Raw genomic sequence first — 25,922 nt, forward strand, 5'->3', positions numbered from 1 at the left:
TTATCCCAAGGAGGCGGTCGAGAAAATACCCGTCTTTTATTTGACGCTTACAAAATGGACAGGAGCTGTGTTCGAACGAAATGAATTCGAATCGCTGTCGGCGCGCAAATTGCTGTGTTCTAACTGAAGGTTTCCAGAAGGCTGGGAAGCTCACGAAGGGAGCAAACTTTTTTAAGGCCATCTTCCTGCGAGCGTACAGTGCATGATTTTTGCGATCGACCCAAATGGCGGGCCAGCGCATTTTTCCAGCGGGAATCATATCCTACCAGTAGCCGGCGGCAATGTGAATGTGCGTGTTGCTTTTGAGATTCAAAGCCTTTTCGGCTTCTTCAAAAAAGACGAGCTGCGGTTTATATGCGTGTACCTGATCCGCCAGAAGCACGTGGTCAATCGAACTGCCAAGCTTTTGCAGATGATGACGCATTAAAGAATCGTAAGTATTGGACATCAGGACGATGGTCCATCCCTGCGCATGAAGTTTAGCCAGACTCTCTTTTACCTCTTCAAAAGGCTCCGCTTCACGATACGCCTGCAGGATCCGTTCCGCCTGTGTCTGAAAGACTTGCGCGCTCAGTTCAAAATCGACATAGCTGAGAATTTCGCGTACGAGCGACTCAAATGGGCGAAAAGTTTCGCCATACATGAGCCGATCTTCATAGCGGCTGTAATAGTCGCAGGCTTTTTGGGGATCCAGCTGATTTGCGCGGGCAATTTGAGCAAGCGCCTGATCGACGCTGTCCAGATTGAGAAGCGTCCCATAGCAGTCGAAGGTGAGAATCCGATTGGATGGATTGTTTTCGTTCATGAAGTCCTCCCGCCGTCCGCCGACGGCCTTTTCGTTATTATGGATATTCTTACTGGCCGGCCGATACTTTTGAGATAAGGAAAGAATTTTGGCGAAAAAAGATCCATATTTAGCGCATGAACATATAGCGCAGCAGCGTATGAAAAAGGGCCGTCTTCGTATAGAAGACGGCCCGGTTCAGTTTTTAAATTGGATTGGATTAAAGATCGGTTTCTGTATATTCCGCATCGATGATATCGCCGTTGGAATCCGAGTGGATGGAGTCGGCGCCCGATTCGATGCGCGGATTCTTTTCGCGGCTGAAGCTGTTAAATGTACTGTTGGTCGGCATCTGGAATGAACGGGTGTAGACGCGAACGGTCGGTCGACGGAACAGCAGGCTGAGGAATCCAAAAATCAGCAGGAAGGGCAGCAGCGGAAGCAGGATACTTCCAAAAAAGACTAAAGCAAGTGTGATCAGAAGAGTGGTAAGTACAAATGACATAGAGATGCTCCTTTCCGTTCATGCATACAGAATACCAGTGAGGTTCTGTCAAAAAACAGACAAAATATGTGCAATTTCCGTGTCGGGGCGAACCGCTTACACAACCGGGTTCGCAAGACACTTCTTTTCTAATCGCGTCTTGACAAAATAAGGCGCGTTTTTGACATTTTTCGCGTTTGGAGACCTGAATCTCAGCACTCGCGCGTTACGCTGCAGCGCTTCTGGATCGTGATGGATCCGGAAAAACGGTCCGCAGCTTCCTTTTCCATATTCTGGTCGCTTAAAAAGGTAAATACAGCCATTGAGCCGTAATCCGCCTGCAGTTCGAGAACGCCGCTCTGATGCAGCCAGGATTCGACTTTTCCGGCCAGATCGTAGCCGGTCTGCAGTTCGTAGAGCGTAAAGGTTTTCGCTTCCAGAAAGGAAGCTTCTTTGAGCGCATTGGCAACGCCTCCCGAATAGGCGCGGACCAGGCCGCCTTTGCCTAAAAGGGTACCGCCAAAATAGCGGATGACCACGGCGCAGATTTCATCGGCTTCGCTGTTTCGCAGCACATCCAGCATTGGTCTTCCGGCTGTTCCAGCGGGTTCGCCGTCGTCGCTGGAATGGGTGAGCGCGCCGATTTTTACGGCGCTGCAGCAGTGCGTCGCATCCGGGTATTCCTTTTTGATCTGCGCGATGAACTCCCGGGCTTCCGGCATCGTTTTTACCCGGTGAAGGAGGGTAATAAAACGGCTTTTTTTGATTTCTTCGCGGAATTCAACATCTTCTTTGAGGACCATAAGCTTCCTTTCTGAATAATTCACACATTATTTTCATGGATTTTCATCAATTTTCATAAGTCGTTGACAGGCTTTTTGCCCCTCTTTTAGAATGAAAACACGTTCAAAAAGCACTGACAAGGACCAAACCATCAGGAATTCTTGCAGAAAGCGGCCGGCTGATGAAAGACCGCAGAACAATGATGGCATACTCCCCTTCGAGCTGAAAGAGTGAATGCAGTAATTCTTTCCGGGTATTCCCGTTACAGAAGAAAGCGATTGATGGATCGCTAAGCGGCTGCCGCACTGGCAGCAAGAAGAGTGGTACCGCGGATCATTCCGTCTCTTTTCCTTGGGAAAGGAGACGTTTTTTTTTCGATATTCGCCGTTTCTGCGACCACAGACTGTCCGTTTTGCACACGCTCAGAGGCTGCATTTTCATCGTACTGAACAGAAAAGAGGATATTACATGAACGCGAACAAGTATTCACCGGGGTACTTTCCCCCAAAGACCAGCGAATACCGCTGGGTCAGAAAAGATCATCCGGACAAGGCGCCGTACTGGTGCTCCGTCGATCTGCGCGACGGCAACCAGGCGCTGATCGTGCCCATGTCCCTGGAAGAAAAACTGGAATTTTTCAAGCTGCTCTGCGACATCGGCTTCAAGGAAATCGAAGTCGGCTTTCCGGCCGCAAGTCAGACCGAATATGAATTTCTGCGCACGCTGATCGAGCAGGATCTCATTCCGGACGATGTCACCATTCAGGTGCTCACCCAGTGCCGGGAACACATCATTCGAAAGACGTTTGAAGCCATTCAGGGTGCTCCGAAAGCGGTGGTTCATTTTTATAATTCGACTTCGAAAGCGCAGCGCGAACAGGTCTTCAAAAAGTCCATGGAGGATATTAAGGAAATCGCGCTGGACGGTGCCCGTCTGGTCAAGCAGCTTTCCCAGGAATACGACGGCAATTTCCTGTTTGAATATTCGCCGGAATCCTTTACCGGAACCGAACCGGACTTTGCGCTCGACGTCTGCAATGCCGTAATCGACATTATGGAGCCGACACCCGATCGGCCGATGATCATCAATCTGCCCGTTACAGTCGAAATGTCGCTTCCGCACGTATACGCCAACCAGATTGAGTACTGCTCCGACCGCCTCCATAACCGTCAGTCCATTATTCTTTCCACGCATCCGCATAACGACCGCGGAACCGGCGTCGCCGATACGGAACTGGCCCTGCTCGCCGGTGCTCAGCGCGTGGAATGCTGCCTTTTTGGAAACGGGGAACGCACCGGAAACGTCGATGCGATTACGCTGGCGATGAACATGCTCGTTCTGGGCGTGGATCCGGGCCTCGATTTTTCCAATATGCCGGAAATCGTCGAAACGTATGAACGCCTGACGCGCATGCATGTGCATGACCGGCAGCCTTATGCGGGTTCGCTCGTCTTCGCAGCGTTCTCGGGAAGCCATCAGGATGCAATTGCCAAAGGCATGAAATACAAGGAAGAAGATCCCGAAGGCCGCTGGACCGTTCCTTACTTGCCGATCGATCCGCAGGATCTTTCCCGCACATACGACGCGGATGTCATCCGTGTGAATTCGCAGTCCGGAAAAGGCGGCATCGGCTATATTCTCGAAACGCGCTACGGCTACAATCTGCCGCCGAAAATGCGCGAAGACTTCGGCTATAAAGTGAAGGATATTTCGGACCGCCACCATTCCGAACTGAAGCCGGATGAAATTTTCGAAATTTTCCAGTCGGCGTATCTCAATCTTGCTGCTCCGGCTTTCGATATTCACGAAGCGCACTTCATTCAGGGCAAGACGCTCAAGGCGATCGTCTCGGCCATTTATCAGGGCGAGGAAGTCGAATGGTACGCCTCCGGAAACGGCCGCCTGAACGCGGTCAACAACGCCATCAAGGGCGGAACGGGTCTGGAATACACGCTCGAAACGTATACCGAACATTCCCTTTCCAATAATTCTTCCGCCAGCGCTGCCTGCTATGTCGGTCTGCTCTGGCCGGACGGCAGCCGCACATGGGGCGCGGGCACGGATTCCGATATCATTTTCGCCGGAATTCTCGCCCTCGCCTCTGCGCTGAACAATCGCTTTATTCAAGAGGAAAAAGAAGCGCTCGCATGAGCGAAGAAGAGGAGACTGAACTTTATGGCCATGACCATGACCCAGAAAATTCTGGCCAGCCATGCCCGTCTCGATTCCGTTGAAGCCGGCCAGCTGATTTTAGCGGATCTGACAGGCGTGCTGGGCAACGACATTACGACCCCGGTAGCTATTGCCGAATTTGAAAAAGCCGGATTTGATTCTGTATACGATCCGGAAAAAATCAACATTGTACTCGATCATTTCGTCCCCAATAAGGACATCAAGGCTGCCAAGCAGTCCGCTGCGTGCCGTTCCTTTTGTAAAAAACATGAAATTTCCCACTTTTACGATGTCGGCAAGATGGGCATTGAACACGCCCTGCTTCCGGAACAGGGACGAGTAACCGCGGGCGACTGCCTGATCGGTGCCGATTCCCATACGTGTACATACGGTGCGCTCGGCGCGTTTTCGACCGGCGTCGGTTCAACCGATATGGCCGCCGGCATGGCCACTGGTAAGGCGTGGTTTAAAGTGCCTTCCGCTATTCAGGTCGTCCTGAAGGGAAAGCTGCCCCGGTACGTATCCGGCAAGGATGTAATCCTTTCGCTGATCGGCCAGATCGGTGTAGACGGCGCGCTCTACAAATCGCTCGAATTCACGGGCGAGGGCGTGCAGTCGCTTTCCATGGACGATCGCCTCTGCATCTGCAATATGGCCATTGAAGCCGGCGCCAAAAACGGCATTTTCCCCGTGGATGAAAAAACGATCGCCTATCTCAAAGAACACGGCGCCGCGAATCCCGTTATTTTTGAAGCCGATCCGGATGCCGTCTATGAGCAGACGATCGAAATCGATCTCGATCAGCTCGTTCCGGTTGTGGCCTGGCCGCACCTGCCGGAAAATACCCGGCCGGCAAGCGAGTCTGGGGAAGTTCAGATCGATCAGGTTGTCATCGGCAGCTGCACCAACGGCCGCATGGAAGATATGGACGCGGCGTATGAAATTCTCAAGGGCCGTCATGTTGCGAACGGTGTTCGCTGCATCATCATTCCGGCGACCATGGACATTTACAAGCAGTGCATCGCCAACGGCTATCTGATGGCGTTCATTGAAGCCGGCGCTGTCGTTTCAACGCCGACCTGCGGTCCGTGTCTGGGCGGCTACATGGGCATTCTTGCTCCAGGTGAACGCTGCATTTCCACCACCAACCGAAACTTTGTCGGCCGCATGGGCGATGTCACTTCCGAGGTGTACCTCGCTTCGCCCTACACCGCCGCCGCCAGCGCCCTGACTGGATCTATTACCGATCCGAGAAATCCGGATCTGAATTCGAATGACGATATGGAGGACAACGCTCATGAATAATGCCTGCGGAAAAACCTTTCTTTATCCTGACAACGTCGATACGGACGTCATCATTCCCGCCCGCTATCTCAATACTCCGGATGCACAGGCGCTTGCTGAACACTGCATGGAAGATATTGATCCCAGCTTTACGCAAAAGGTAAAAGCCGGCGATCTGATTACCGCGGGATGGAACTTTGGCTGCGGATCGAGCCGTGAACACGCGCCGCTGGCGATTAAAACGGCCGGCATCTCCTGCGTCATCGCGAAATCCTTCGCGCGCATTTTTTACCGCAACGCCATCAATATCGGGCTGCCGATTCTTGAGTGTGAAGAAGCTGCGGACCAGATCCAGGCCGGCGATGAAATCGAAGTCGATTTCGCGACGGGAACGATTACCGACAAAACGCAGAACAAAAGCTGGAAAGCCCAGCCGTTTCCAGAATTCATTCAGGCCATCATCAGTCAGGGCGGCTGGATGAACTATTTGCGGCAGATGGAAAAAGACTGATTGGATAGATCGGTTCAGCCGTCCATCGAAGCGATCAGAAACTCAGAAAATAGAGAAATATGCATCTCTGGATTTCACGCGGCAAAAGAAACGTTCAGAGATACAGAATTCTGAATCTGCGAAGTCACAGAATGACAAAACGCTGAAAACGAACCGTTAAAAACAAAGCAATATAAAACAAAGCGTTAAAAGAGAAAAACCGAAATACGGAGAGAAAAACCATGAACAAAACCATCGGTGTCATTCGCGGCGACTGCTCGTCGCGCGAAATCGTCGAACAGACGCTGCGCGTACTCGATCGAATTGCCGAAAAATACAATCACGAATGGACGTATGTGCCAATCGCCATGGGCGGCGACGCCATTGACCAGTTTGGCGAACCGCTCCCGCAAAGCGAACTCGACAAATGCCTTGCGGCGGATGCAGTCCTGCTCGGTGCCGTCGGCGGTCCAAAGTGGGAAGGTCTGCCGGGAGGCAAACGGCCGGAAAAAGGCCTGCTGGCTCTGCGCAAGGGCATGGGCCTGTTCTCAAACCTGCGCCCGGCGAAAATCTGGCCGCAGCTGGCCGGCGCGTCCCCGCTCAAAAAGGAAATTACCGATCAGGGTATCGATTTTGTCATCGTGCGCGAACTGACTGGCGGCGTCTACTTTGGCGAACACACCACAAAAGAAGTGAACGGCGTCCGTCAGGCGCTCGATCTCATGCCATACGATGAAAACGAAATCCGCCGCATCGGCAAAGTCGGCTTTGAAACGGCCATGAAGCGAAACAAAAAGCTTACCCTGGTCGATAAAGCCAATGTCCTTGATACGTCCCGCCTCTGGAGAGCCGTTCTCTACGATCTGGCGAAAGACTATCCGGAAGTGGATTTCGATGTGATGTTTGTGGACAACGCCGCCATGCAGATCTGCAAAAATCCCGCGCAGTTCGATACGATCGTCACCGAAAACATGTTTGGCGACATCCTTTCCGATGAAGCGTCCGAAATTACCGGCTCGATCGGCATGATCCCCTCGTCCTCGCTTGGCGAAGGCACACGGGGCCTTTATGAGCCGATCCACGGGTCGGCTCCCGACATTGCGGGAAAGAACCTCGTGAATCCGCTGGCGTGCATTCTCTCCGCCGCCATGATGCTTCGCTATTCCTTTGGCATGGAAGAAGAAGCGTCCGCCATCGAAAAGGGCGTCGAAGCGGTGCTCAATAAAGGGCTGCGTACAGCCGATATGATGAGCGAGGGTATGACGCAGGTCGGCACCCGCGAAATGACAGATGCGCTGCTCGAAGAACTCGCTGACTGAATTTTTTACTGTACTCAGCGGCTTTACCGGTCAGTCGGTCGCCAGGCCGGATTTGGGAGGGAAAGGATATCCCAGTCAAATCGCAAATCCATCCCCAGGGATATAGCCAAAAAAATTCCAAAACTATCAAAACTATATAGAACAGTCAGAAGCGGTTTTCACTCGGCCTTTTCCCTGCTGGGAAAGTGCCGGCTGAAGACCGCTTTTCTGCACAGCCCGCGCTTCTTTGTGCACCGGTTTAAGGAACGGGAAAAAACAAGGAATAAATGCGGGATTCTTTTTGTCAAAGGAAAAAGGAATCACTAAGAAGCGATGAAATTATTCTTAAGTCCTTCTGGAAAGATAGCCCGTCGATATAATCGAACTATCGAGATCAAAAAGGAGGAAGGATGCATGGATTTTCTGGAAATGATGCCCTGGATCTGGGGCGCTCTGGCGGTTCTCTTCGGAATTGTAGAAGCCATGACCGTTTCCATGGTCAGCTGCTGGTTTGCGATCGGCGCTGGCGTCGCCGCACTTGCTGCTCTGCTTCACGCCGCTCTCTGGCTGCAGATTCTTCTGTTTGCGCTGGTTTCCGTTCTTTCCTTTGTTCTGATTCATCGCCGGCTGATCCGTGCATTTCACTTTCAGCCCGAACCGGACGGCGCGCAGGTGTATCTGGGCAAGACGGGACGGGTAACCGAGACGATTCGTCCCAGCCAGGATGGACGCGTACTTGTGGAAGGCCGGGACTGGAAAGCATCGTGTTCTTCCGCCGTCGAAGCCGGAAGTCTGGTTCGAACGCTGCGTCTTCATGGCGTTACGCTTGAAGTCGAGCCGCTGCAGACACCGCCGGGCACGAAAGAATGAGTCCAGGCTGTCTAAAGACGCAAAAGGATATCGAAAAACAGAAATAAAGCTGATCCCGAAAGGGCAGTGAAAAAGAGACTGTAAGGAATTCTCGTATACGAAAGGAAATCGCTGTATGCCCGCAATTTTTAAACTGATCACAATTGTCATTCTCGTCATCGTCGCTCTGCTCGTGCTGACCGGTCTGGTCCAGAGCATCGTGCGGATCGTTCCGCAGGCCCATGCCTATGTCATTCAGCGGCTGGGAACGTATCTCGAAACCTGGGACGTCGGTCTTCACTTCAAGATTCCGGTGATCGATAAAATCGCAAACAAAGTCGATCTCAAGGAACAGGTAGCGGACTTCCCGCCGCAGGCTGTCATTACGAAAGACAACGTCACGATGCACATCGATACCGTGATCTACTTCCAGATTACGGATCCAAAACTGTTTACGTACGGGGTGGAAAACCCGATGAGCGCGATCGAAAATCTGACTGCGACAACGCTGCGAAACATTATCGGTGAAATGGATCTCGACCGGACACTCACTTCCCGTGATGATATCAATACCAAAATGCGCGCTACGCTGGATGAAGCTACCGATCCGTGGGGCATCAAAATCAACCGCGTCGAGCTGAAAAACATCATGCCGCCGCAGTCGATTCAGGAAGCCATGGAAAAGCAGATGAAAGCCGAGCGGGAACGCCGTGAAAAGATTTTGCGTGCCGAAGGGGAAAAGGAATCGACGATTCTCGTTGCCCAGGGACGCCAGGAAGCGGCCATTCTTGAAGCGCAGGCTTCCCGCAAGGCGATGGTAGAAGAAGCGCTGGGTAAAGCCGAAGCCATCAAGGCGGTACAGAAAGCGACCGCAGAAGGTCTGCGCTACTTAGCCGAAAGCGGCATTACCGATGAAGTGCTTCGCCTCAAGGCGCTCGAAGCGTTTGAAAAAGCTGCCGACGGCAAAGCCACCAAAATTATCATTCCTTCCGAAATTCAGGGAGCAGCAGCTCTGGCTCAGGGCATCGTTTCCGCCGTATCCAAACCGGATCCAGAGGGAAGCGACAGCGCCAAAGCGTAAAGCCGCATTTCATTCACAAATCCAGCAGACCGTCGTCCCGCAAAGACGACGGTCTTTCTAATGTCTAAAGCGAAACGAAAGGGAAAAGGGAAGAAACAGAAAAGCACAGACAGGTGACGAGGCTGTCTGTGCTTTTCTGTCTAAATTCGATAAATCCGCGCTCCGAAAAAGAGGGGGAAATGAGAGCGGATTTTCTGCACGCTTCCCAAAAAGAGGAATCGGGCTGCCGTCGGGCGAAGGGGGGAAAGCCCGGATGAGAAAGAATAATTGGGAATGATAGGGGGAAAATGAAGGGAAGATGCAGAGTGCGGCTGTAAAGCGTGACGTGATGTTTAGAAGCCGTTTCATGACGGTATGAAGGGATTATGAACGGTACATGAATCCGGCTGCTGCTTTTGTTCGATCGGAGCCAAAAAATAGGTAATGTCATTTAGTAAACGTGGGCAGTTGTTTACTAAAATCTTTACGGTTATAGATTACGTTCAGCACAAGATATAATCAATGCACACAACAAAAGAAAACTAAAAAAGTTTGCACTTTTTAACAATGTTACCGTTTCCCTGGGATAAAAAACAGTACAAACTAGTTCGATTTCTTAAAAATATTTTAAAAAGTGCAAATGACTATCCGGAATTGTGAGAATTAGTACCGATTTTAAAAAGACAACTAAAAAGGTAAAATAAAAGTAAAACTAGGAAAACACGGTGAAAACAAGAGGGAAACAAAGCGGAAAATGGGAAAGGTAAATGGAAAATCATTGGAAAATCAAACAAAAAGTGCCCGGTAAAATACCGGAAAACACGATCCGAAAGACTCCCTGGACGGTTTCGTATTCGCGTTTTTGCTCGAAAAGGGATTCGGTTCGAGAAAACCATCCGGATGCTTTGCCAGGAAAACGCTCTTTTCCCGCACAAACCAGATCAGCAATCGAGACAAAGAAGGATGCGCCCAAGGCATTGCCTTCTCCTCAAAAAACAGATCGATGCAAGGAAGAGGATGTGAGAAAGAGGGGCAGACAGGAAAGAGAAACGGCTCTCTCTCTTTCTGGAGAATTCCTTCCGATCGAATCTGCATCCGTCGCAGAGGTTTGTATCCTTACCGGACAAATACGACAAAAAAACTGGCAGTTACAAAAGACGCATGGTATTCTCAAACTAGCGATACGGATTTAGACGATCGCTTACCGAATGAAAAACGGCAGTCAAAGCTCGTCTTTTTCAGGACGGATCCGCTCAGAAACAGGACGGATCCGCTCAGAAACAGGACGATCCGATTCCTGCAGGCGAAAAGGCAGAAAACGCTGTCTGTTTTTGTCGTTCATCTGGAGGAAAATGTCATGAATCACAAAACGAAAAGCCTGGGAAAAGCCGTACTGCTCAGCGCTGTCACAGCCGCGTTCTTGCCCGCAAGCCTCTATGCAAAAACGCAGACCAGTATAGGCAAGGTGGAGTTTCGGAATGCGGATGATTTTCGCTATGTCCAGCCAGGGCAGACCGGGACGTTTCAGACCGATTTTTTGAAGATCGGCAATGTTCAGCCGACCGGAAAAATCGAACTTCGCTCGCTGACGCCGGATTTACTGGATGTCAGCGAAGAAGGCAACTGGAGCGCAAAAAAGGAAGGCGTTGCCTATGTTACGGCGGACTGGCAGTATTCCGCGGAATCGATTGAAGCGCTGAAGAAGCAGGATCCCGACTGGAAAGATATCCGCCCCGAGACCGTGGAGAGCGTAGCCATCTATATTTCTGGAATCGGTTCGGTCTACCGCCTGTACAACCCAAATACAGGAGAACATCTGTACACATCCGATCTCAACGAAAAGACGGTACTCGCGCAGGCGGGCTGGAGTTATGAGTCGATCAGCTGGCTGAATGCGGCCGATTCGAGCGCTCCGATCTACCGCTTGTATAATCCAAATGCGGGCGATCATCACTATACGCAGGAAAAGAAAGAGGCAGACTACCTGGAAAAACAGGGCTGGCTGCTGGACGGCACGGTGCTGAACGCGGATAGTGAAGATCAGATTCCGGTATATCGTCTCTATAATCCGAATGCCAAAAGCGGAGCGCATCATTTCACCACGGACAAAGCGGAATATGCGTGGCTCGCAGAGCAGGGATGGAAAGAGGAAGGCATCGCGTTTTATACGTCTTCTGCGGACCGTCTTCCAAAAGACGATCTGCCTTTACCCGCTTTACCCGAATAGGTTTTGAACTGCGCTCTTACGGTCTTTGCAGCTGGAGAGGAAAACAAAAACAGCTCATGAAACAGACTTTTTGCACAGAGAACTTCACAACAGTCACGAAGTTCTCTGTGCTTTTCTTATTCCGCTTCTCCAGCAGAAGACGCTCCAAGCGAAGCGTCGGACAGAGCGGTCGAAGAATCGTCCGCAAAAAGACATCCGAAAAGGCGGGCTCGATGCCCGTTTTCTTTTCCCGTTACGGATTCTGGATGGCCTGAAAATAAAAAAATCAGCCGCAAGGAAAGCGGCTGATGCATATAAAATTTTTAAATTCGAACTAGCGGGCAAGATCGCGGTCGAGAATTTCGAACGTCTGTTCGACGCTGTCGGCGATTTCACAGAGCGAGAAAACCGATTCGTGAATGAAACCGGCTTTTTCCATGTCGTGCATGGCCGCAAACAGGGAATCGTAGTAGTGATCAAGGTTGAGAATGATCAGCGGCGCGTTAAGCTGGCCAAGCTGCTTGAGCGTGATGATTTCAAAAAATTCTTCGAGCGTGCCGATGCCGCCTGGCGTAACGATAAAGGCGGTCGACAGCGATTCCATGAACGCCTTGCGCTCACGCATCGTGCGCGTAAAGACGGTATCCTTGCCTTCTTCAAAAAGAACGCCGGGCTGCTGGAAAAAATACGGGGCAATACCAATCGTCTGGCCGTTTTTGCTGAGACAGCCGCGGGTCGCCGCGCCCATCATGCCGGTATCGCCGGCTCCGTTGACTAACATCCAGCCACGCGAAGCAATGCCCGCACCAATTTCAAAAGCTGCATCTAAATATTTCTGATCGACGGCGTTGCTCGAGCCGCCGTATACGCAAATTCCTGGAGTACGCATAACGTATCCCTCCTGTCTGAATGAGAATGGTTTTGTTTGAAATGAATAAATAAATAATCCGGCTTTGCTGCAAAATGCAAAGCCTTCAAAAGAACAGTCCGCCGCAAATCCGGTGACAAATCGACAACTCTGCCGGAAATTTGAAAGTTTGAAACGTCGAAAGGGGCTCAGGCTTTGGAGGTAGAAGAAACGGGATCGGTGTCTGCAGCCAGATGGCCGTCGGTCACGATGTCCGTTTCGGTTTCCTCGTCTTCAATCGCCGCTTCCATTTCGAGATTTTGCGCGGCGCGCCGGTCGTGCAGATAGCTGTGAATCGTCTGCATGCGGCAGTCCGTTTCAAAAAGCATCTGCGCGCATTCATAAAGTTCCTGGTTGACGAAGGTGCTTTCGGGAAGATCCTTCTTATAGCGCATCTGGTGTTCGAGCGCTGCCCAGGAATCCATGGCGGTCGTGCGCAGCTGGATTTCAAACTGAATGTTCTCTCCGGTAATATCGCACAGTCCGATCACATGGACCGAGCGATAGCCCGAAGGTTTTGGATGCGCGACGTAATCCTTGATTTCCGTGATCTGGATGCGGTCGAGCGTCTGCAGGCGCTCAATCGCGGAGTAAATATCGTTGAGATAGGAACAGACGATTCGAATGCCCACAATATCGTGCAGCACTTCAGCCGCGTCTTTTACCGTGACTTCATAGCCTAGCCGCTGCAGTTTGGCGGACAGGCTGTCCATCGTTTTCAAGCGGCCGCTGATCGAGCGGATCAGCGAGTGATTGCGGTTGCGTTCGAGATCGTATTTGAGGTTCAGGACAGAGCGGAGAATGTAGTCGTGCGTCTTGAGGCAGGTTTCCATCAGCTGTTTCCAGCTTCTGTCGTTCCATTCCTCTTTTTCGTTTTCACTTTCCATGACTGTCCTCCTTTCGGACAAAATTAAAACAGTTCGCATCGGAAGAGGCCGCGTCATACGCGTAGCCCATTTCGTCAAAGTCTTTCATGACATCCGGCTCTTCTGCCTGTCGGTCGGCGAGAAAGCGGACCATCTGGCCGCGGGCTATTTTGGCATAGACGCCTTTTTCGCGCCGCTTTCCCTTTTCGTCTTCTTCATAAAAGTGAACGTCAATCAGACGAATATACGGACTGACGGCGCGGGAATATTCCTTGGATGCCAGGTTGATCACGGTCTCGTCTTCCAGCGCACTGGCCAGCCGATCGCCCCAGAAGGCGTAAAGACTCTGGCCAAGGGCCGGAATCTGCTGGGCCATTTCCAGACGATAGGGCGTAATGCCATCGAGCGGGCGAAGTACGCCATACAGCGCGCTGAGAATGCGCACATGCGCCTGCACGTAAGTCCATTGCGCGTCTTCAAAGACGCCGGGAGCCATGTACGTAAAGGCGATGCCGTCATAGGCAAGCAGCGCGGGCGTTTTCAAAGGGACAATGCCTTCTTTTTCCTGCAGAAGCGCCTGATAGACGGGTTCAAGCGTGCGCTCGGAACAGCCGTAGAGCGCCTGCAGCTCGTCGCGGCTCATCGCCTGCAAAAGGCGACTGAGCTGATCGTGTTCGGGCAGAAACGCAGGTCTTGTTAATTCAAATTCGTGGTCGTCGCGAACTTTCATCTTTTTCGCGGGAGAGAGAATAATTTTCACGTCTCTATTATAGGGAAAATCGGCAGGCTGTATGCCTCAATCCCGAAAGGCCAGGACCGCAAAAAGAAGAGCAGGCTGCGCGTACAGACCCGAAAAGATCAGGATAGGACAAAGGGGCTGTCTCTGGCGCGGCATTTGCTTCGCTCTTGGGACAGCTCCTTTTGTTTTACGCTTTTTTGCCGGGCAGAACAGGCCGGACGCTCAGTGGTCCGCTGGCGTTTTTTCCGACTTGAATCCTATGGTCTGCAGGACATTTCCCTTAGCCTGCAGATCGTAGAGATCCAGCCGTCGCAAAGACCAGAACGGGGAGCGGTGCCGGATTTTCTGGACCTGGTCTGGATCGATGTCGACCAGAAGCAGACCTTCTTCGCCATTGAGAGCAGCGAGAATCTGACCGTCGGGTGACACGGCCATGGAATGGCCGTAGCTCTGGTACGATCCATAGTCCGCGTGGGCCGGATTAGCAGCCAGCACGAACACTTCGTTTTCCATCGCCCGCGTCTGGATCAGCGGCGCCCAGTGCTTTTTGCCGGCATGGACGTTAAAGCCGGCGCACACCGCCAGTAAAAAGCAGTCTTCGCAAAGCAGGCGGCAGACTTCCGGAAAGCGGACGTCAAAACAGATCGCAATAGCGATATTTCCCCACGGGCTCGCAAAGCGAACGAGCGCATCGCCGGGAGTAAAAACTTCCGATTCTCTGTAGTCGTTTTTTCGGGTATGCACTTCCAGAAGATGCAGCTTGTCGGCTTGGGCGACGATTTCGCCCTGATCGTTAAAGACCAGACACGTGTTGTAGAGCGATTTTTCGCCGCCGCTTCTGCTTTTGTCTTCATGAAAAAGCGGAATGGTGCCCGCAAGAATCCAGATGCCGTTTTCTCTGGCCGCTCTGGAAAAGGCAGGAAGAATGACTTTGCTGTCGTGGGCGTGGGCCCGGATGTTTTCGTGAATAAAGGGCGTATTCCAGAGTTCGCCAAAAAGAATCAGATCGGCGCCCAAAGCGGCCGCCTGTTCGATCTGAACGAGCGCTTTAGAAAGATTGGTTTCGAGATCGTCGGTGACTTCGATCTGCGCAATGGCGGCTTTCATTCGATCCACCCCTGCGCTTTCATCCAGGCGGCAATGCCGCCTTCTTCGACGGGCGGGGTATGGGCCGGATAGCGATCGAGCGCGGTCTGTTCGCCTTCGGCCATGGCCACCGGACAGGCGGCGTTGTCGAGCATGTCGAGATCGTTGAAGGAATCGCCAAAGGCCGCATAGGCGTGCTCGGGCAGATTCCAGTGCTTCATGAGCCGGGAAATGCCTTCAAACTTGGATAGATCGTCGCGGGAAATGTCTGCGGAATATTTCGTATAGTGCACGAACAGACCATCCAGAGCGTCCAGCTCCTTTCGCAGGGCAAGCGGATCGGGCACGCACATGGAAATTACGCTCAGGGACTGCTCGGGAGTCCACGCGTGACGCGGCAGTACGGGCGTATGGATGGAGTCGAGTTTTGGCTGATAATACTTTGCGTTATCAAAGACGAACGCCTGGCTTCCGGAAACGAAAAATCCGGCATCATGTTTTCGCCCGGTCTCGATCAGCGCTTCGATCGTATGCGGATCAAGCGTCTTGCAGAAGAGAACGTTCTGATTTTCGTCATAGACGCAGGCGCCGTTTCCAGCGACAACCCCGTCCCACAGTCCGTTCTGGGGCCCGAGCAGGATTTCGGAAAGCTCAAGCGAGCGGGCGGTGCACAGCGCGCAGAACACCCCCTGTTTTCTCAGTTTCTGGACCATCTCCAGATAGCCTTCGGGAATACGGCCCAGACGATGGCTGAAAAACGTGTCGTCAATATCAAAGAAGACGGCGCGCACATCTGCGGGAATTTTGCGCTGGGAAGAATCGGGTACAGACAGAGAATTGAAATCGGGATTTGGACGGGTCATAAACGAGGACCTCCTTTTTCATGGATTCGAATGGATGATTCGATTCTGATTTTTGTATAGATGGCTGTGGCCGAAAAAGGCGGCAGGCCGCCTGCGTTTCGACAAGCCGATCTAACGATAGAAAAAGCGTACCGGAATACGCACGCAAACCAAAACGCTTGGGTTCAAAAGAATCCAGAAACCGACGCATTCCCAGACAGGATCTTTCAAACGAGGCCTTTCGAGGAAAAACTCTGCGATTGAACAGGCAATGGCGCCAGAGTGGGGCAGGGAGCGGATTAAACTGAAACCAGTAAGAAAAAATCGGGAAGTGAAACACGCGATCCGAGCGGATTCCCGAAACAAAGTCCGGCAGCGTGACCTGCGCAAGAGAGAAGGCTATAGCCGGAGGAAGGAAGAAAATTCACAATGGCAATTTATAAGTGTGCCCCGCAGTCGGTTGTGGAATCGAGTGCAGCCAAGGACGCAAGACTGCTGAGCGTCAGCCGTCAGAATCTGGATGAACAGGCCTTTTTCCTGTTTTCCGGTACGCCGGAAACGTCTTCGATTCTCGTGAATACCGAGCTGGCGGGTCTTTCCGTTTACGACTGGTATTCCCGCCAGGACGAAAAGACGCTGGGCAAGAAGTCCAGACCGTATTTGTATGTCCCGTTTGAAATCGAAAAAATCAGCGCGCCCCAGGACGGCTCGGTCATCATCAACAACGAAGAAAACGAAGCGATCGTCTATACGATGGAAGCGCCGGCTGAACAAGTGATCTATTTCAATAAGACAGAAGCCCTGAGTCTTCCGGGCGATCACGCGGGTTTTGAACCGGCTTCCCTTCAGAACGATTTTCTGGCGTGGCCGACCGAGCCGGGCAGCGTGTTCGCGTTTAATCCGGGTCTGACTCTGGTCCTGACCGCACCGGCGTTTGTGCTCATGTTCAGTTCGCTGCTTAAAGGCGACGGCACCCAGCCGAAAATCGCCGATGAGGGCAAGACGTTTTACGTGAAGGACGGTCAGGCGAAAAATTCGCTGATCGGCTACACGTCCGTTTTTAAAATCGATAAATGCGAACTCGACGGCTCGATCGTTCTTTCCACAACGGATGAGAGCTATCAGATTCTGCTTCTGATCGGCGGCGAAGCCGTGATCAGCCAGAAAGACGAAGTCATTCACGCCCAGGCTGGCACAGCCGTTCTGATTCCGGCCAACGAAGAAAATGTGGTTGTGACCGGAAACGCGCAGTTTGTCAGCCTGCAGCTGCTCTAAGACAAAAGCGTACAGGCAAGACGAGACGCCAAAGACGGCAACACTGGAAAACCGATGAAAAAGAAAAGGAACCCGCGCGGTTCCTTTTTCACAGGACGAAGGCCGAAAGCAGCGGACATATTCCGATGCGTACGATCGGGCAGGAGTCCTATGGGGAGCCGTTTGAGGAGATACGGCGGATTTTCTATAATGGGAGCCATGAATCAGAATGCCCTGCTGGAATGGTACAAAAACAATCACCGCGAACTTCCGTTTCGCTGCAACCGGGACCCGTATCGAATCTGGGTTTCCGAAATCATGGCGCAGCAGACCCGCATTGAGGCCATACTTGGCGCGTACGAGCGCTTTATGAACGCCTACGACTCCATCGAAAAGCTTGCCGACGCCGATGACGATGAATTGATGAAGCTCTGGCAGGGCCTGGGCTACTATTCGAGAGCTCGCAATCTGAAAAAAGCGGCGCGGCTTTGCGTCGACTGCTATGACGGAAAGCTTCCAAAAACGAAGGCGGAACTGAAAGCTCTGCCGGGCATCGGCGACTATACCGCCGGCGCCATCGCATCGATTGCCTATGGCGAGCGCGTCAGTGCCATCGATGGAAACGTCATCCGCGTCTACGCCCGTTATTACGGCCTTGAAGACGATTTTTCGATCGCCAGAAACCGCAAAGGACTCGAAAAGCGCGTCCAGGCCGATCTGCCCGAAGAAAAATGGATGCCCTTATGGAATCAGGCGCTGATGGAACTGGGCGCTCTGATCTGTACGCCGAAAGCCGCGCGCTGTGCGGACTGTCCGCTTTATCCGGACTGCGTAAGCGGCCGCAGCGAAAATCCTCTGCGTCTTCCCGTTCCCAAGCAGAAAGCTGCAAGGCCGCAGGAAAAATTTACAGTGTACGTATGGTATGCGAAAGACGCGGACGGGTCGATCTGGATTCATCTGCGCAAGCGTCCGGCGTCGGGCCTGCTTGCGGGACTGTATCAGTTTGACGAAGAAAAGCCGGATCCCGTTTTGTCTGAACAGCCGCTTGGCGAACACCGCCATCTGTTCAGCCACCGCGAATGGTGCATGGAAGGCGTGCTTGTCGAAACGGAAAAACAGACGGATTTTCTGCGGCTGGAAAGCGCCTGCGCAAACTGCTCAATTCCTTCCGCTTTTCTTCCGTTTTTAAAACGCACGCTCAAAATTCTGAAAAAGGAAGATATCCCGCTTCATTTCGGAATGCACAGATCTCAGGAGGTCATACATGGAAAAACTGAATAAGCCGATCCGAATGGTCGTCTGCGATCTGGATGGCACGCTGCTCTACAGCACGAAAAAAATTACGGATCGAAACAAGGACGCCATATGCGCGCTGCGAAATAGCGGCGTGAAATTTGGCATCTGCTCCGGCCGTTCGGCGGTGGCGCTCAAAACGATGCTCGCTTTGTGGGGGATCGATCAGGATGTGGATTTTGTGATCGGCTTTAACGGCGCGATGTATATGGATCCGGCGACCGGAAGTATCGAAGAAACCGACTGGCTGACGCCCGAAGCGATCGCGCCGGTCATGGAATCTTTAAAAGGCTATCGTCTGGCGATGGCGGAATATCATGGAGACGGGCTGTATTCAACAGCCGACAATCCGATCGTACGCCAGATGGCCAGACGCAACCGGCTGAGCTTTCACAAAGTCAGACCCGACTGGCTGCTGCGAAACAGTCTGAAATTCATGGCCGTCGGCATGCCCTGGACCATTTCCCGCTATTTGAAAAGCGGCGAGCCGGCCCGCCTGAAAACCGCCCGCGTATTTCGCTCCGGACCGTTTTTGCTGGAATTTGTTCATCCGCAGCTTTCCAAGCTGGAAGGCGTCAAAAAGGCGTGCGAGCGCTTTGGCTGTTCGCTGGATGAAGTCGTGACGTTTGGCAATGACAATAACGATCTGGAAATGTTAGCGGGAACGGTCGGCGTGGCCATGGCCAATGCGCTGCCGGCCATAAAAGAAGCCGCGAAATACGTCACCGCCTCCAACCGGCACGACGGTACGGCGGTGTTCATGGAAAAGTACATTCTCACCCAGCCTCCCCTGCAGCCGGACAAGCCGGAGTCATCGAAATAAACCCCGTCTGGATCGAAACACGGAAGCAGACTGCACAATTCTGAATTGCCCATGCAGGACTTCTTTCCTGAAGATTTGGACATACACATTGGACATACACAAAGGAATAAGGATTACTGTTATGAAAAAGGAAGATACCATTGAAAGCTTTACGCTCGATCACGACAAGGTGATCGCGCCTTACGTTCGGCTGATCGGCACCGAAACCGGTCCGAAAGGCGATGTCATTTCCAATTTTGACGTTCGTCTTACGCAGCCAAACCTCGATTTTATCGACAACGCGTCGCTCCACACGCTTGAGCATCTGCTCGCCAAATACCTGCGTCCTCAGTTCGACGGCTATATCGACTGCTCGCCTTACGGATGCCGCACCGGCTTCCATCTGCTCGTCTGGGGCGAACCGACGAGCGAAGAAGCGGCCAGGGCGCTGAAAAAAGCGCTCGAACAGGTGACGGAAACGACCATCGATCAGGTTCCGGGTCTGCACCGCAAGGAGTGCGGCAACTATAGGGAACATTCGCTTGAGGGCGCCAAAGCCTGGGCGACCCGCATTCTCGCACAGGGCATTTCCAGCAACGCCTTCGAGCGCGAAGAAGTCTAGACCCCGGCTTTCCGGAAAAACGAATAAGGAAAATCGAACAGAGAAAAAGGAAACGATTCCCTCGCACAGCCGTGTACAGGCAAAGCGGGTCCGTCGTTTCCTTTTTGTTTTGTATGGCCCATTGGATGACGTAAGTTTTAAGCAGGAAAAGCCTGTCCGTTTCGAGCGCTCGAAACGGGCAGGCGAGAGGTTTATCGAGAATGCGGAAAAGCGAAAGACCGTTTAGTCCGCGAACGGAATGCCGTACCAGGCAATGCCTTCGTCTTTCCAGCCGTTAGCAGTCAGGAAGTCCTGTTCGCGCCTGCTGGCGGTGTAGTTATGGGAGCCGGCTTTCGCGTTTGGATTGTAGGCCCGGTAAAGCGGCTGCGCGTTTTCCGTATTTTCCGGAGAATACCAGCCGATCTTTTCGTCTTTCCATCCCTGCGTGATGAGGAAATTTCTTTCCTTTTCGCTCATCGTGTAGTGATGATCGCCCGCGTTTTCGTTGTAGAGACGATAAACCGGCTTGCCGCTGCTGGCGGCCAGCCAGCCGATGCCTTCATACCACCAGCCGGCTTCAATCAGCGCGTTGCGCTCTCTGAGCACGGCGGTATAGAAGTGTTCGCCGGAGTTTGGATTGTACATGCGAAACATGATCTGCGTGTTTTCCGGGGTCTTTGGAAGATAGGCACCCTCTACAGCGTTCTGCGCATACTGCTGCAGCTGCGCGCGGATCTGATCGGTCGTATAGACGGGTTCGCCGTTCGGGCTGTACTGGAAGACCTGACCAAAAACGGACCGGTATCCGGTACGGTTGTTTGTGCCGACCGCAAAACCGGTGACGGTATAGTCCTTGTTTACGATGTTCTGATAGTGGCCGCCATTGGCTGGCTTTTCCAGCGTGTACCAGCCGTAAAACGGATTCATGAACTGGCCAAGCGGAACGCCGGGGATCTGTCCCCAGCTCAGGTTTTCGCCCACACTAAAAAGACCGGTATGATCTTCGAGACTGCTGGACGCGTCGGCCTGCACCATGGAAATGGCCATCAGGGAATACGTTACGCCAAGAGCTGGAAGACCTTCCGAAGCCCGAATCTGGTTGCACTGATCAATATAGTCGAGCGCCATCCAGAAATGCGGAAGCGTGATGGTGTCGTTGGGATCATCCAGCGAGCCAAGCGTGTTTTCGAGACCGAAAGCCAGAATCGAGGCGGCTGCCGGCGACTGCGTCATGAAAAAGCCAAGAACGTCCAGGGCCATCGGGTCCTGATGCCGGTATGGTGCCAGCCACTGGGCGACCGTTTTTGAATCGTAGGGAACCGCGATATTGACGTGTGCGATTTCCGGGAGAATGTCTTCATCATACGGGGTATACGCGTCGCTGCTGTCCAGGATGTATGTCTCGCTGCTTTCCTGCTGCATCGGCTGAAGTTCTGCGGATGCAGACTCTTCGCTTTCCTTAGCCATCACGCTGACGGGCGTGCTCGCGCCAAGAAGCCCGACAAGCGCAAGGACCAGAGCAGACTGGATTTTTTTCTTCATCTTTTCCTCCTTGTTTCTGCACAGTAAATCCGACGCTTCTGCCATGCGGCGAGACCGGAAAAGCACATGCGGCCGCATTACGCCAGCCTCATGCCATACACGGTTTCTTCTGTGCAGACTGACCAGCCTATTCTGACACGGATCGCGCCAAATCGAAAACCGCGTGGCATCGCGGCTTCGCATTAGAGAAAAGCATTTCTCGTCAGAACCGACGAAAAAACACTCCACCGGTTTAAAGGCAGACAGAAGAGAAAAAACAGGAATCGGATCACGCTCCTGGCGCATGTGAAAATTCCCTTCAGACCGATCCATTCGGATAAAGGATTTTTCCGATGTAAAACGTTTTCCGTGTACATTTGGAAAATCGGGTCCGCTTTCCGCAAAGACGATGGAAAGCTTTCTCGAAAAAATCTTCAAAAGCTCTGTGAAAACGACAGGCTGTCCGGATCCCTTTCGACGACTGAAAAAAACAGTCGGAATCGAAGGGGGTCCGGGCAGAACCGGCCGCTCTTTTGAGAAGGAAGCATTCAGACTGGTATGACGTTCTCATCCCTTTGAGATGAAACGGGCCGAATGGCGGTATAGAAAAATGGAAAAAAGAAGAAACGGATGTATTAAAAAGCGCATGCAGGCTTTTTAAATACGCAAAAATAATGATCCGTAAAGAAGATTTCCAATATTTAACGGTGTATTTATGCTGAATAGCGTATGATACTTTTCATTCCTGCAAGCCGTGCTTTTCCTGTAGACTTTCTAGGAAAAATGCGAAAATTTCGGGGAAAAAGCCGGCAGGGAAAACCCGTACGGATCGGGTTTTCCGGCCGTATCCGCTTTCAATAAGCCATAGAGGTTCATGAGCGGCTATGATAGAATGAAATGAATTCGTATGAGATTTGAGAGGAGAAACACATGGCTCTTTTTGGAGGTCTGTTCTCTGAGGACGCTAGAGAACTGAAAAAACTGGAAAAAACAGCAGATCTCGTTCTTGCCCGCGAGCAGGAAATGAAGAATCTGTCTGATGATGAACTGAGACATAAAACCGATGAATACCGTGAACGTCTTGCCAAAGGCGAAACGCTTGATGATCTTCTGGCGGAAGCCTTCGCGACAGCCCGCGAAGCCGCCAGCCGCGTGATCGGTGAAAAGCCGTTCAAAGTGCAGGTTGAAGGTTCCATTGCGATGCATCGCGGCGACATTGCCGAGATGAAAACGGGTGAAGGTAAAACGCTGACAGCCACTATGGCGGTTTACCTGAATGCCCTCGAAGGCAAAGGCGTTCATGTTATTACCGTCAATGAATACCTCGCCGGACGAGATGCGGCCTGGATGGGCGAAATTTACCGTTTCCTGGGTCTGACCGTCGGCGTAAACAAGCATGAAATGAGCGAAGCGCAGAAACGAGAAGCGTACAACTGCGACATTACGTACACCACCAACTCCGAACTTGGATTTGACTACCTGCGCGACAACATGGCCCGCCGCGTCGAAGACCGCGTACAGCGCAGCCTGCACGTCGCCATCGTCGATGAGGTCGACTCCGTTCTGGTCGATGAAGCGAGAACCCCGCTGATTATTTCCGGGGGTTCGAAAGATACCGCAAACCTCTACATTGCGGCCGACCGCTTCGTAAAGACTCTGACCGCTCCGGAGTATGAATACGACAAGAAAACGAAGGAAAAGGAACTGCTTTCCGGCGACTACGACATCGATGAAAAAATCCGTCAGTGCATTCTGACCGACAGCGGTGTAGAAAAAGCCGAAAAGTTCTTCAATGTACCGAACCTGTACGACCTGAACAATACCCAGCTCGTACACCACATCAACCAGGCGCTGCGTGCCAACTACATCATGACCAAGGACGTGGAATACGTAGTCAGCGATGATTCCGAAATCGTCATCGTCGACCAGTTCACCGGACGTACGATGCCGGGACGCGTATTCTCCGAAGGTCTGCACCAGGCCATCGAAGCGAAGGAAAACGTGCCGATTAAGGAAGAAACGTCTACCCTGGCTACGATTACCTACCAGAACCTGTTCCGTCTGTACGACAAGCTGGCCGGCATGACCGGTACCGCCAAGACCGAGGAAGAGGAATTCTTAAGCACGTATAACATGCGCGTTATCGTCATCCCGACAAACCGTCCGATCGCCCGTCAGGACCTTCCGGACGAAATCTACGTGCACAAGAGCGATAAATACAAAGCGCTCGTTGCCAAAGTCAAGGAACTTTACGAAAAGGGCCAGCCGGTTCTGGTCGGCACCATCGCCGTAGAAGTTTCCGAACTGCTTGACAAGATGCTCAATGACGAAGGCATTCCGCACGAAGTGCTGAACGCCAAAAACCACGCGCGCGAGGCGGAAATCATCGCCAAGGCCGGCCGTCCAAAATCCGTAACGATCGCCACCAACATGGCTGGCCGCGGTACCGACATCAAGCTGACTAAGGAAAGCCGCGAACTCGGCGGTCTGGCTGTTCTCGGTTCCGAGCGTCACGAATCCCGTCGTATCGACAACCAGCTGCGCGGCCGTTCCGGCCGTCAGGGCGACCCCGGATTCTCCCGCTTCTACGTTTCTCTCGAAGACGATCTGATGGTTCGCTTTGGTACCGACAAGCTCAAAAACCTGTTCTCTTCGCTGGGCGAAGGGCAGATTGAGTCCAAACAGGTTACCCGTTCGATTACAATGGCTCAGAAGAAGGTCGAAGGCTCGAACTTCGATACCCGTAAAAACGTTCTGGACTACGATGACGTTCTGCGAAGACAGCGTGAAATCATTTACGACCAGAGAAACAAAGTTCTCGAATCCGACGACGTATCGGATATGGTCAGGCTGATGATGGAAAAAGTCATCGAGCAGACGCTCCAGGCGGACCTGTCGGATGAGCGCAAAGGCGAAGTCGACCTGCCGGAACTCGTCCGTTCCCTCGAAGTGCTCGGCCTGAAAGGCGATCGCGGCTTCCATGTCGAGGAGCTCGAAGGCAAGAACTTCAACGAACTCAAGGACTACATTTTCAACCGGGTATGGAAAGAATTCGACGAAGAAATCGATCTCGTCCGTGAACCGTTCAAACGCTACGAAAAGGACATCGTTCTGGCCACCATCGACCGCAACTGGGTTGCGCACATCGACCTGATGGAAAAACTGCGCGCCGGCATCGGTCTGCGCAGCTACGCCCAGAACAACCCGCTGCAGCAGTACGTGCAGGAAGGCTTTGACATGTTCGAGGAAATGAACCGTCGAATCGACCGCGAAATCGTTTCGAACCTTCTGAAATTCCGCGCGCCGAAACCGCAGCCGACGAACAAGGTCGAGCAGGTTCGGGAAGCCGCTAAAGAAAGAGTGCAGAAGTAATGGAACTTTTTGAACTGAAACAAATGCTTGCTACTCACCTGGAGAAGTTGGACTCTCTGGGTGAGTCGCTTTGACCTGCCATCCAAGGAAAAGCAGATTGAAGACTACGACCGGCAGATGCTGGCGGAAGATTTCTGGAGCGATCAGAAAAAAGCCCAGAGCGTAATCCGCAAGCAGAACTCCTTAAAGGACATTGTCACCTCCTATAACGAACTGCGCGCCGACATGGATTCCGTTTCGGAAGCGTATGACGTGCTCAAGGAAGAGATGGACGAGGATCTGCTGGAAATGGCCTCGGAAGAAATGGAAGAGGCCGCAAAGAAAATGGAAACCTTCCAGGTGAAGGTTCTGCTGTCGGGGGAATACGACGATTCCAACGCCATTCTGGAATTCCATCCGGGAGCCGGCGGAACGGAAGCGTGCGACTGGGCGTCCATGCTCTATCGCATGTACACCCGCTACGCACAGAACAAGGGCTGGAAAGTAACCGTGCTCGACTATCAGGAAGAACAGGAAGCCGGTCTGAAATCGGCGACCATCCTGATTGAGGGCGAAAAAGCCTACGGCTATCTCAAAGGCGAAAAAGGCGTGCATCGTCTGGTGCGCATTTCGCCCTTCGATGCGGGTGCTCGCCGCCACACTTCGTTTGCGTCGGTGGAAGTCATGCCGCAGTTTAACGACGACATCGAAATCGAGATCAAGCCGGAAGATCTTCTTGTGGAAACCAAACGCGCGTCCGGCGCGGGCGGTCAGCACATTAACAAGACCGACTCCGCGATTCGTATGGTCCACCTGCCGACGGGCATCGTGGCGACCTGCCAGTCTGGACGAAGTCAGATTCAGAACCGTGAAGAAGCCCTGCGCATTTTGAAATCCCGGCTGCTTCAGCTGGAAATCGAAAACCAGCAGAAGAAAATCGCCGAACTGCGCGGTGAAGTCAAAGCTAACGAATGGGGATCCCAGATCCGTTCGTACGTTCTGCATCCCTACACGATGGTCAAGGACGCAAGAACCGGCTGCGAAACCAGTCAGGCCCAGAGCGTGCTCGACGGGGATCTGGACGGATTCATCTTCGCTTGGCTGAACTCCCAGGTCAGCTGATCGCGAATTTTGTACAAGGCTGTAAACCGGCCGGCGCTCAAAACGAGATGCCGACTGGTTTTTTGTATGCTGCAAAGCAATGCTGTTCACTTAAGCTTCACAAGTGAGCAGTGCCTTGCCTTTCTAGT

General features: G+C 52.4%; 23 protein-coding genes and 1 other annotated feature. Of the genes, 14 read left to right on the top strand and 9 right to left on the bottom strand.

Annotated features, from left to right (window positions below; all coding sequences use genetic code 11):
• Positions 1-262: 262 nt before the first annotated feature.
• The 3 genes from Q2J39_RS06140 to Q2J39_RS06150 all read right to left on the bottom strand — a co-directional run bounded on the left by Q2J39_RS06140 (position 263) and on the right by Q2J39_RS06150 (position 2,071).
• Entirely contained in the window at positions 263-805 is a 543-nt protein-coding gene (locus tag Q2J39_RS06140; protein WP_288339473.1) for an HAD family hydrolase, read from the bottom strand.
• A 199-nt stretch (positions 806-1,004) separates the two neighbouring features.
• Positions 1,005-1,289, bottom strand: a complete 285-nt coding sequence (locus Q2J39_RS06145; protein WP_288339475.1) for a hypothetical protein — start codon at positions 1,287-1,289, stop codon at positions 1,005-1,007.
• Positions 1,290-1,480: 191 nt separating this feature from the next.
• Positions 1,481-2,071 carry a YigZ family protein gene (locus Q2J39_RS06150; protein WP_288339477.1) on the bottom strand — a complete coding sequence of 197 codons (591 nt, stop codon included), beginning with the start codon at positions 2,069-2,071 and terminating at the stop codon, positions 1,481-1,483.
• Between the two features lie 104 nt (positions 2,072-2,175).
• Positions 2,176-2,400, top strand: a binding site (T-box leader).
• Positions 2,401-2,519: 119 nt separating this feature from the next.
• Between Q2J39_RS06150 and Q2J39_RS06155 the strand changes: the two genes are divergently transcribed.
• The 8 genes from Q2J39_RS06155 (at position 2,520) to Q2J39_RS06190 (ending at position 11,431) form a co-directional block, all read left to right on the top strand.
• Positions 2,520-4,202, top strand: coding sequence for a 2-isopropylmalate synthase (locus Q2J39_RS06155; RefSeq protein WP_288339479.1), 1,683 nt, complete (start codon positions 2,520-2,522; stop codon positions 4,200-4,202).
• A 24-nt stretch (positions 4,203-4,226) separates the two neighbouring features.
• Positions 4,227-5,528, top strand: coding sequence for a 3-isopropylmalate dehydratase large subunit (gene leuC, locus Q2J39_RS06160; RefSeq protein WP_230267750.1), 1,302 nt, complete (start codon positions 4,227-4,229; stop codon positions 5,526-5,528).
• Positions 5,521-6,018: a 3-isopropylmalate dehydratase small subunit gene (leuD, locus tag Q2J39_RS06165; protein WP_288339481.1), complete on the top strand. Its 498-nt coding sequence runs from the start codon at positions 5,521-5,523 to the stop codon at positions 6,016-6,018. The genes leuC and leuD overlap by 8 nt, the downstream gene beginning before the upstream one ends.
• A 221-nt stretch (positions 6,019-6,239) precedes the next feature.
• A complete protein-coding gene (gene leuB, locus Q2J39_RS06170; RefSeq protein WP_288339483.1) occupies positions 6,240-7,316 on the top strand; it encodes a 3-isopropylmalate dehydrogenase in 1,077 nt (358 codons plus the stop codon).
• A 393-nt stretch (positions 7,317-7,709) separates the two neighbouring features.
• A complete protein-coding gene (locus tag Q2J39_RS06175) occupies positions 7,710-8,165 on the top strand; it encodes an NfeD family protein (protein ID WP_230267753.1) in 456 nt (151 codons plus the stop codon).
• A gap of 115 nt (positions 8,166-8,280) precedes the next feature.
• A complete protein-coding gene (locus Q2J39_RS06180; RefSeq protein WP_230267754.1) occupies positions 8,281-9,225 on the top strand; it encodes an SPFH domain-containing protein in 945 nt (314 codons plus the stop codon).
• Positions 9,226-9,971: 746 nt separating this feature from the next.
• Positions 9,972-10,397 carry a hypothetical protein gene (locus Q2J39_RS06185; RefSeq protein ID WP_288339487.1) on the top strand — a complete coding sequence of 142 codons (426 nt, stop codon included), beginning with the start codon at positions 9,972-9,974 and terminating at the stop codon, positions 10,395-10,397.
• A 164-nt stretch (positions 10,398-10,561) separates the two neighbouring features.
• The gene (locus Q2J39_RS06190) at positions 10,562-11,431 is read left to right on the top strand and encodes a hypothetical protein (RefSeq protein ID WP_288339489.1); all 870 of its coding nucleotides are present in this window, start codon (positions 10,562-10,564) and stop codon (positions 11,429-11,431) included.
• 313 nt (positions 11,432-11,744) lie between these two features.
• On the opposite strand, the gene Q2J39_RS06195 is transcribed toward Q2J39_RS06190, so the two are convergent.
• The 5 genes from Q2J39_RS06195 to Q2J39_RS06215 form a co-directional block, all read right to left on the bottom strand.
• A complete protein-coding gene (locus Q2J39_RS06195; RefSeq protein WP_230267757.1) occupies positions 11,745-12,299 on the bottom strand; it encodes a TIGR00730 family Rossman fold protein in 555 nt (184 codons plus the stop codon).
• A 167-nt stretch (positions 12,300-12,466) separates the two neighbouring features.
• A complete protein-coding gene (locus Q2J39_RS06200) occupies positions 12,467-13,204 on the bottom strand; it encodes a GTP pyrophosphokinase family protein (RefSeq protein WP_230267758.1) in 738 nt (245 codons plus the stop codon).
• The gene (gene yaaA, locus Q2J39_RS06205) at positions 13,194-13,943 is read right to left on the bottom strand and encodes a peroxide stress protein YaaA (protein ID WP_230267759.1); all 750 of its coding nucleotides are present in this window, start codon (positions 13,941-13,943) and stop codon (positions 13,194-13,196) included. Before yaaA ends, Q2J39_RS06200 begins: the two co-directional genes overlap by 11 nt.
• Positions 13,944-14,144: 201 nt before the next feature.
• Complete coding sequence (locus tag Q2J39_RS06210; RefSeq protein WP_288339503.1) at positions 14,145-15,029, bottom strand: nitrilase-related carbon-nitrogen hydrolase; 885 nt, start codon at positions 15,027-15,029, stop codon at positions 14,145-14,147.
• Positions 15,026-15,871 carry an HAD family hydrolase gene (locus tag Q2J39_RS06215; protein ID WP_288339505.1) on the bottom strand — a complete coding sequence of 282 codons (846 nt, stop codon included), beginning with the start codon at positions 15,869-15,871 and terminating at the stop codon, positions 15,026-15,028. The genes Q2J39_RS06210 and Q2J39_RS06215 overlap by 4 nt, the downstream gene beginning before the upstream one ends.
• Positions 15,872-16,279: 408 nt before the next feature.
• Here Q2J39_RS06215 and Q2J39_RS06220 point away from each other — a divergent pair, with 408 nt between their 5' ends.
• From Q2J39_RS06220 to Q2J39_RS06235, 4 genes are all read left to right on the top strand, one after another.
• The gene (locus Q2J39_RS06220) at positions 16,280-17,125 is read left to right on the top strand and encodes a hypothetical protein (RefSeq protein ID WP_230267762.1); all 846 of its coding nucleotides are present in this window, start codon (positions 16,280-16,282) and stop codon (positions 17,123-17,125) included.
• Positions 17,126-17,323: 198 nt separating this feature from the next.
• A complete protein-coding gene (locus Q2J39_RS06225) occupies positions 17,324-18,385 on the top strand; it encodes an A/G-specific adenine glycosylase (RefSeq protein ID WP_230267763.1) in 1,062 nt (353 codons plus the stop codon).
• A complete protein-coding gene (locus Q2J39_RS06230; RefSeq protein ID WP_288339508.1) occupies positions 18,369-19,220 on the top strand; it encodes a Cof-type HAD-IIB family hydrolase in 852 nt (283 codons plus the stop codon). Before Q2J39_RS06225 ends, Q2J39_RS06230 begins: the two co-directional genes overlap by 17 nt.
• A 121-nt stretch (positions 19,221-19,341) precedes the next feature.
• Positions 19,342-19,821, top strand: coding sequence for an S-ribosylhomocysteine lyase (locus Q2J39_RS06235; protein WP_230267765.1), 480 nt, complete (start codon positions 19,342-19,344; stop codon positions 19,819-19,821).
• Between the two features lie 222 nt (positions 19,822-20,043).
• Here Q2J39_RS06235 and Q2J39_RS06240 read toward each other — a convergent pair whose 3' ends face one another.
• Positions 20,044-21,342, bottom strand: coding sequence for a CAP domain-containing protein (locus Q2J39_RS06240; RefSeq protein ID WP_288339511.1), 1,299 nt, complete (start codon positions 21,340-21,342; stop codon positions 20,044-20,046).
• A gap of 909 nt (positions 21,343-22,251) precedes the next feature.
• Here Q2J39_RS06240 and secA point away from each other — a divergent pair.
• Together secA and prfB are read left to right on the top strand one after the other, a co-directional pair.
• Entirely contained in the window at positions 22,252-24,693 is a 2,442-nt protein-coding gene (gene secA, locus Q2J39_RS06245; protein ID WP_288339513.1) for a preprotein translocase subunit SecA, read from the top strand.
• Positions 24,693-25,794 (top strand): peptide chain release factor 2 gene (gene prfB, locus Q2J39_RS06250; RefSeq protein ID WP_230267768.1). Its coding sequence is split into 2 segments (ribosomal slippage): positions 24,693-24,764 and positions 24,766-25,794, totalling 1,101 coding nucleotides; the frame shifts between segments, so codons are not numbered across the junction. The genes secA and prfB overlap by 1 nt, the downstream gene beginning before the upstream one ends.
• The last annotated feature ends 128 nt before the right edge of the window (positions 25,795-25,922 follow it).

This window comes from uncultured Allobaculum sp., assembly GCF_948576815.1.
Lineage (GTDB): Bacteria > Bacillota_I > Bacilli_A > Erysipelotrichales > Erysipelotrichaceae > Allobaculum > Allobaculum fili.

What these genes read in the sequence shown, in the direction of transcription:
- Q2J39_RS06215 (WP_288339505.1), bottom strand. Translation starts at nt 15,871, where the DNA reads ATGACCCGTCCAAATCCCGATTTCAATTCTCTGTCTGTACCCGATTCT.
- Q2J39_RS06140 (WP_288339473.1), bottom strand. Translation starts at nt 805, where the DNA reads ATGAACGAAAACAATCCATCCAATCGGATTCTCACCTTCGACTGCTAT.
- Q2J39_RS06175 (WP_230267753.1), top strand. Translation starts at nt 7,710, where the DNA reads ATGGATTTTCTGGAAATGATGCCCTGGATCTGGGGCGCTCTGGCGGTT.
- Q2J39_RS06225 (WP_230267763.1), top strand. Translation starts at nt 17,324, where the DNA reads ATGAATCAGAATGCCCTGCTGGAATGGTACAAAAACAATCACCGCGAA.
- Q2J39_RS06145 (WP_288339475.1), bottom strand. Translation starts at nt 1,289, where the DNA reads ATGTCATTTGTACTTACCACTCTTCTGATCACACTTGCTTTAGTCTTT.
- leuC (WP_230267750.1), top strand. Translation starts at nt 4,227, where the DNA reads ATGGCCATGACCATGACCCAGAAAATTCTGGCCAGCCATGCCCGTCTC.
- Q2J39_RS06185 (WP_288339487.1), top strand. Translation starts at nt 9,972, where the DNA reads ATGGAAAATCATTGGAAAATCAAACAAAAAGTGCCCGGTAAAATACCG.
- Q2J39_RS06150 (WP_288339477.1), bottom strand. Translation starts at nt 2,071, where the DNA reads ATGGTCCTCAAAGAAGATGTTGAATTCCGCGAAGAAATCAAAAAAAGC.
- leuB (WP_288339483.1), top strand. Translation starts at nt 6,240, where the DNA reads ATGAACAAAACCATCGGTGTCATTCGCGGCGACTGCTCGTCGCGCGAA.
- secA (WP_288339513.1), top strand. Translation starts at nt 22,252, where the DNA reads ATGGCTCTTTTTGGAGGTCTGTTCTCTGAGGACGCTAGAGAACTGAAA.
- leuD (WP_288339481.1), top strand. Translation starts at nt 5,521, where the DNA reads ATGAATAATGCCTGCGGAAAAACCTTTCTTTATCCTGACAACGTCGAT.
- Q2J39_RS06240 (WP_288339511.1), bottom strand. Translation starts at nt 21,342, where the DNA reads ATGAAGAAAAAAATCCAGTCTGCTCTGGTCCTTGCGCTTGTCGGGCTT.
- Q2J39_RS06180 (WP_230267754.1), top strand. Translation starts at nt 8,281, where the DNA reads ATGCCCGCAATTTTTAAACTGATCACAATTGTCATTCTCGTCATCGTC.
- Q2J39_RS06200 (WP_230267758.1), bottom strand. Translation starts at nt 13,204, where the DNA reads ATGGAAAGTGAAAACGAAAAAGAGGAATGGAACGACAGAAGCTGGAAA.
- Q2J39_RS06220 (WP_230267762.1), top strand. Translation starts at nt 16,280, where the DNA reads ATGGCAATTTATAAGTGTGCCCCGCAGTCGGTTGTGGAATCGAGTGCA.
- Q2J39_RS06195 (WP_230267757.1), bottom strand. Translation starts at nt 12,299, where the DNA reads ATGCGTACTCCAGGAATTTGCGTATACGGCGGCTCGAGCAACGCCGTC.
- Q2J39_RS06235 (WP_230267765.1), top strand. Translation starts at nt 19,342, where the DNA reads ATGAAAAAGGAAGATACCATTGAAAGCTTTACGCTCGATCACGACAAG.
- Q2J39_RS06230 (WP_288339508.1), top strand. Translation starts at nt 18,369, where the DNA reads ATGGAAAAACTGAATAAGCCGATCCGAATGGTCGTCTGCGATCTGGAT.
- Q2J39_RS06155 (WP_288339479.1), top strand. Translation starts at nt 2,520, where the DNA reads ATGAACGCGAACAAGTATTCACCGGGGTACTTTCCCCCAAAGACCAGC.
- Q2J39_RS06190 (WP_288339489.1), top strand. Translation starts at nt 10,562, where the DNA reads ATGAATCACAAAACGAAAAGCCTGGGAAAAGCCGTACTGCTCAGCGCT.
- Q2J39_RS06210 (WP_288339503.1), bottom strand. Translation starts at nt 15,029, where the DNA reads ATGAAAGCCGCCATTGCGCAGATCGAAGTCACCGACGATCTCGAAACC.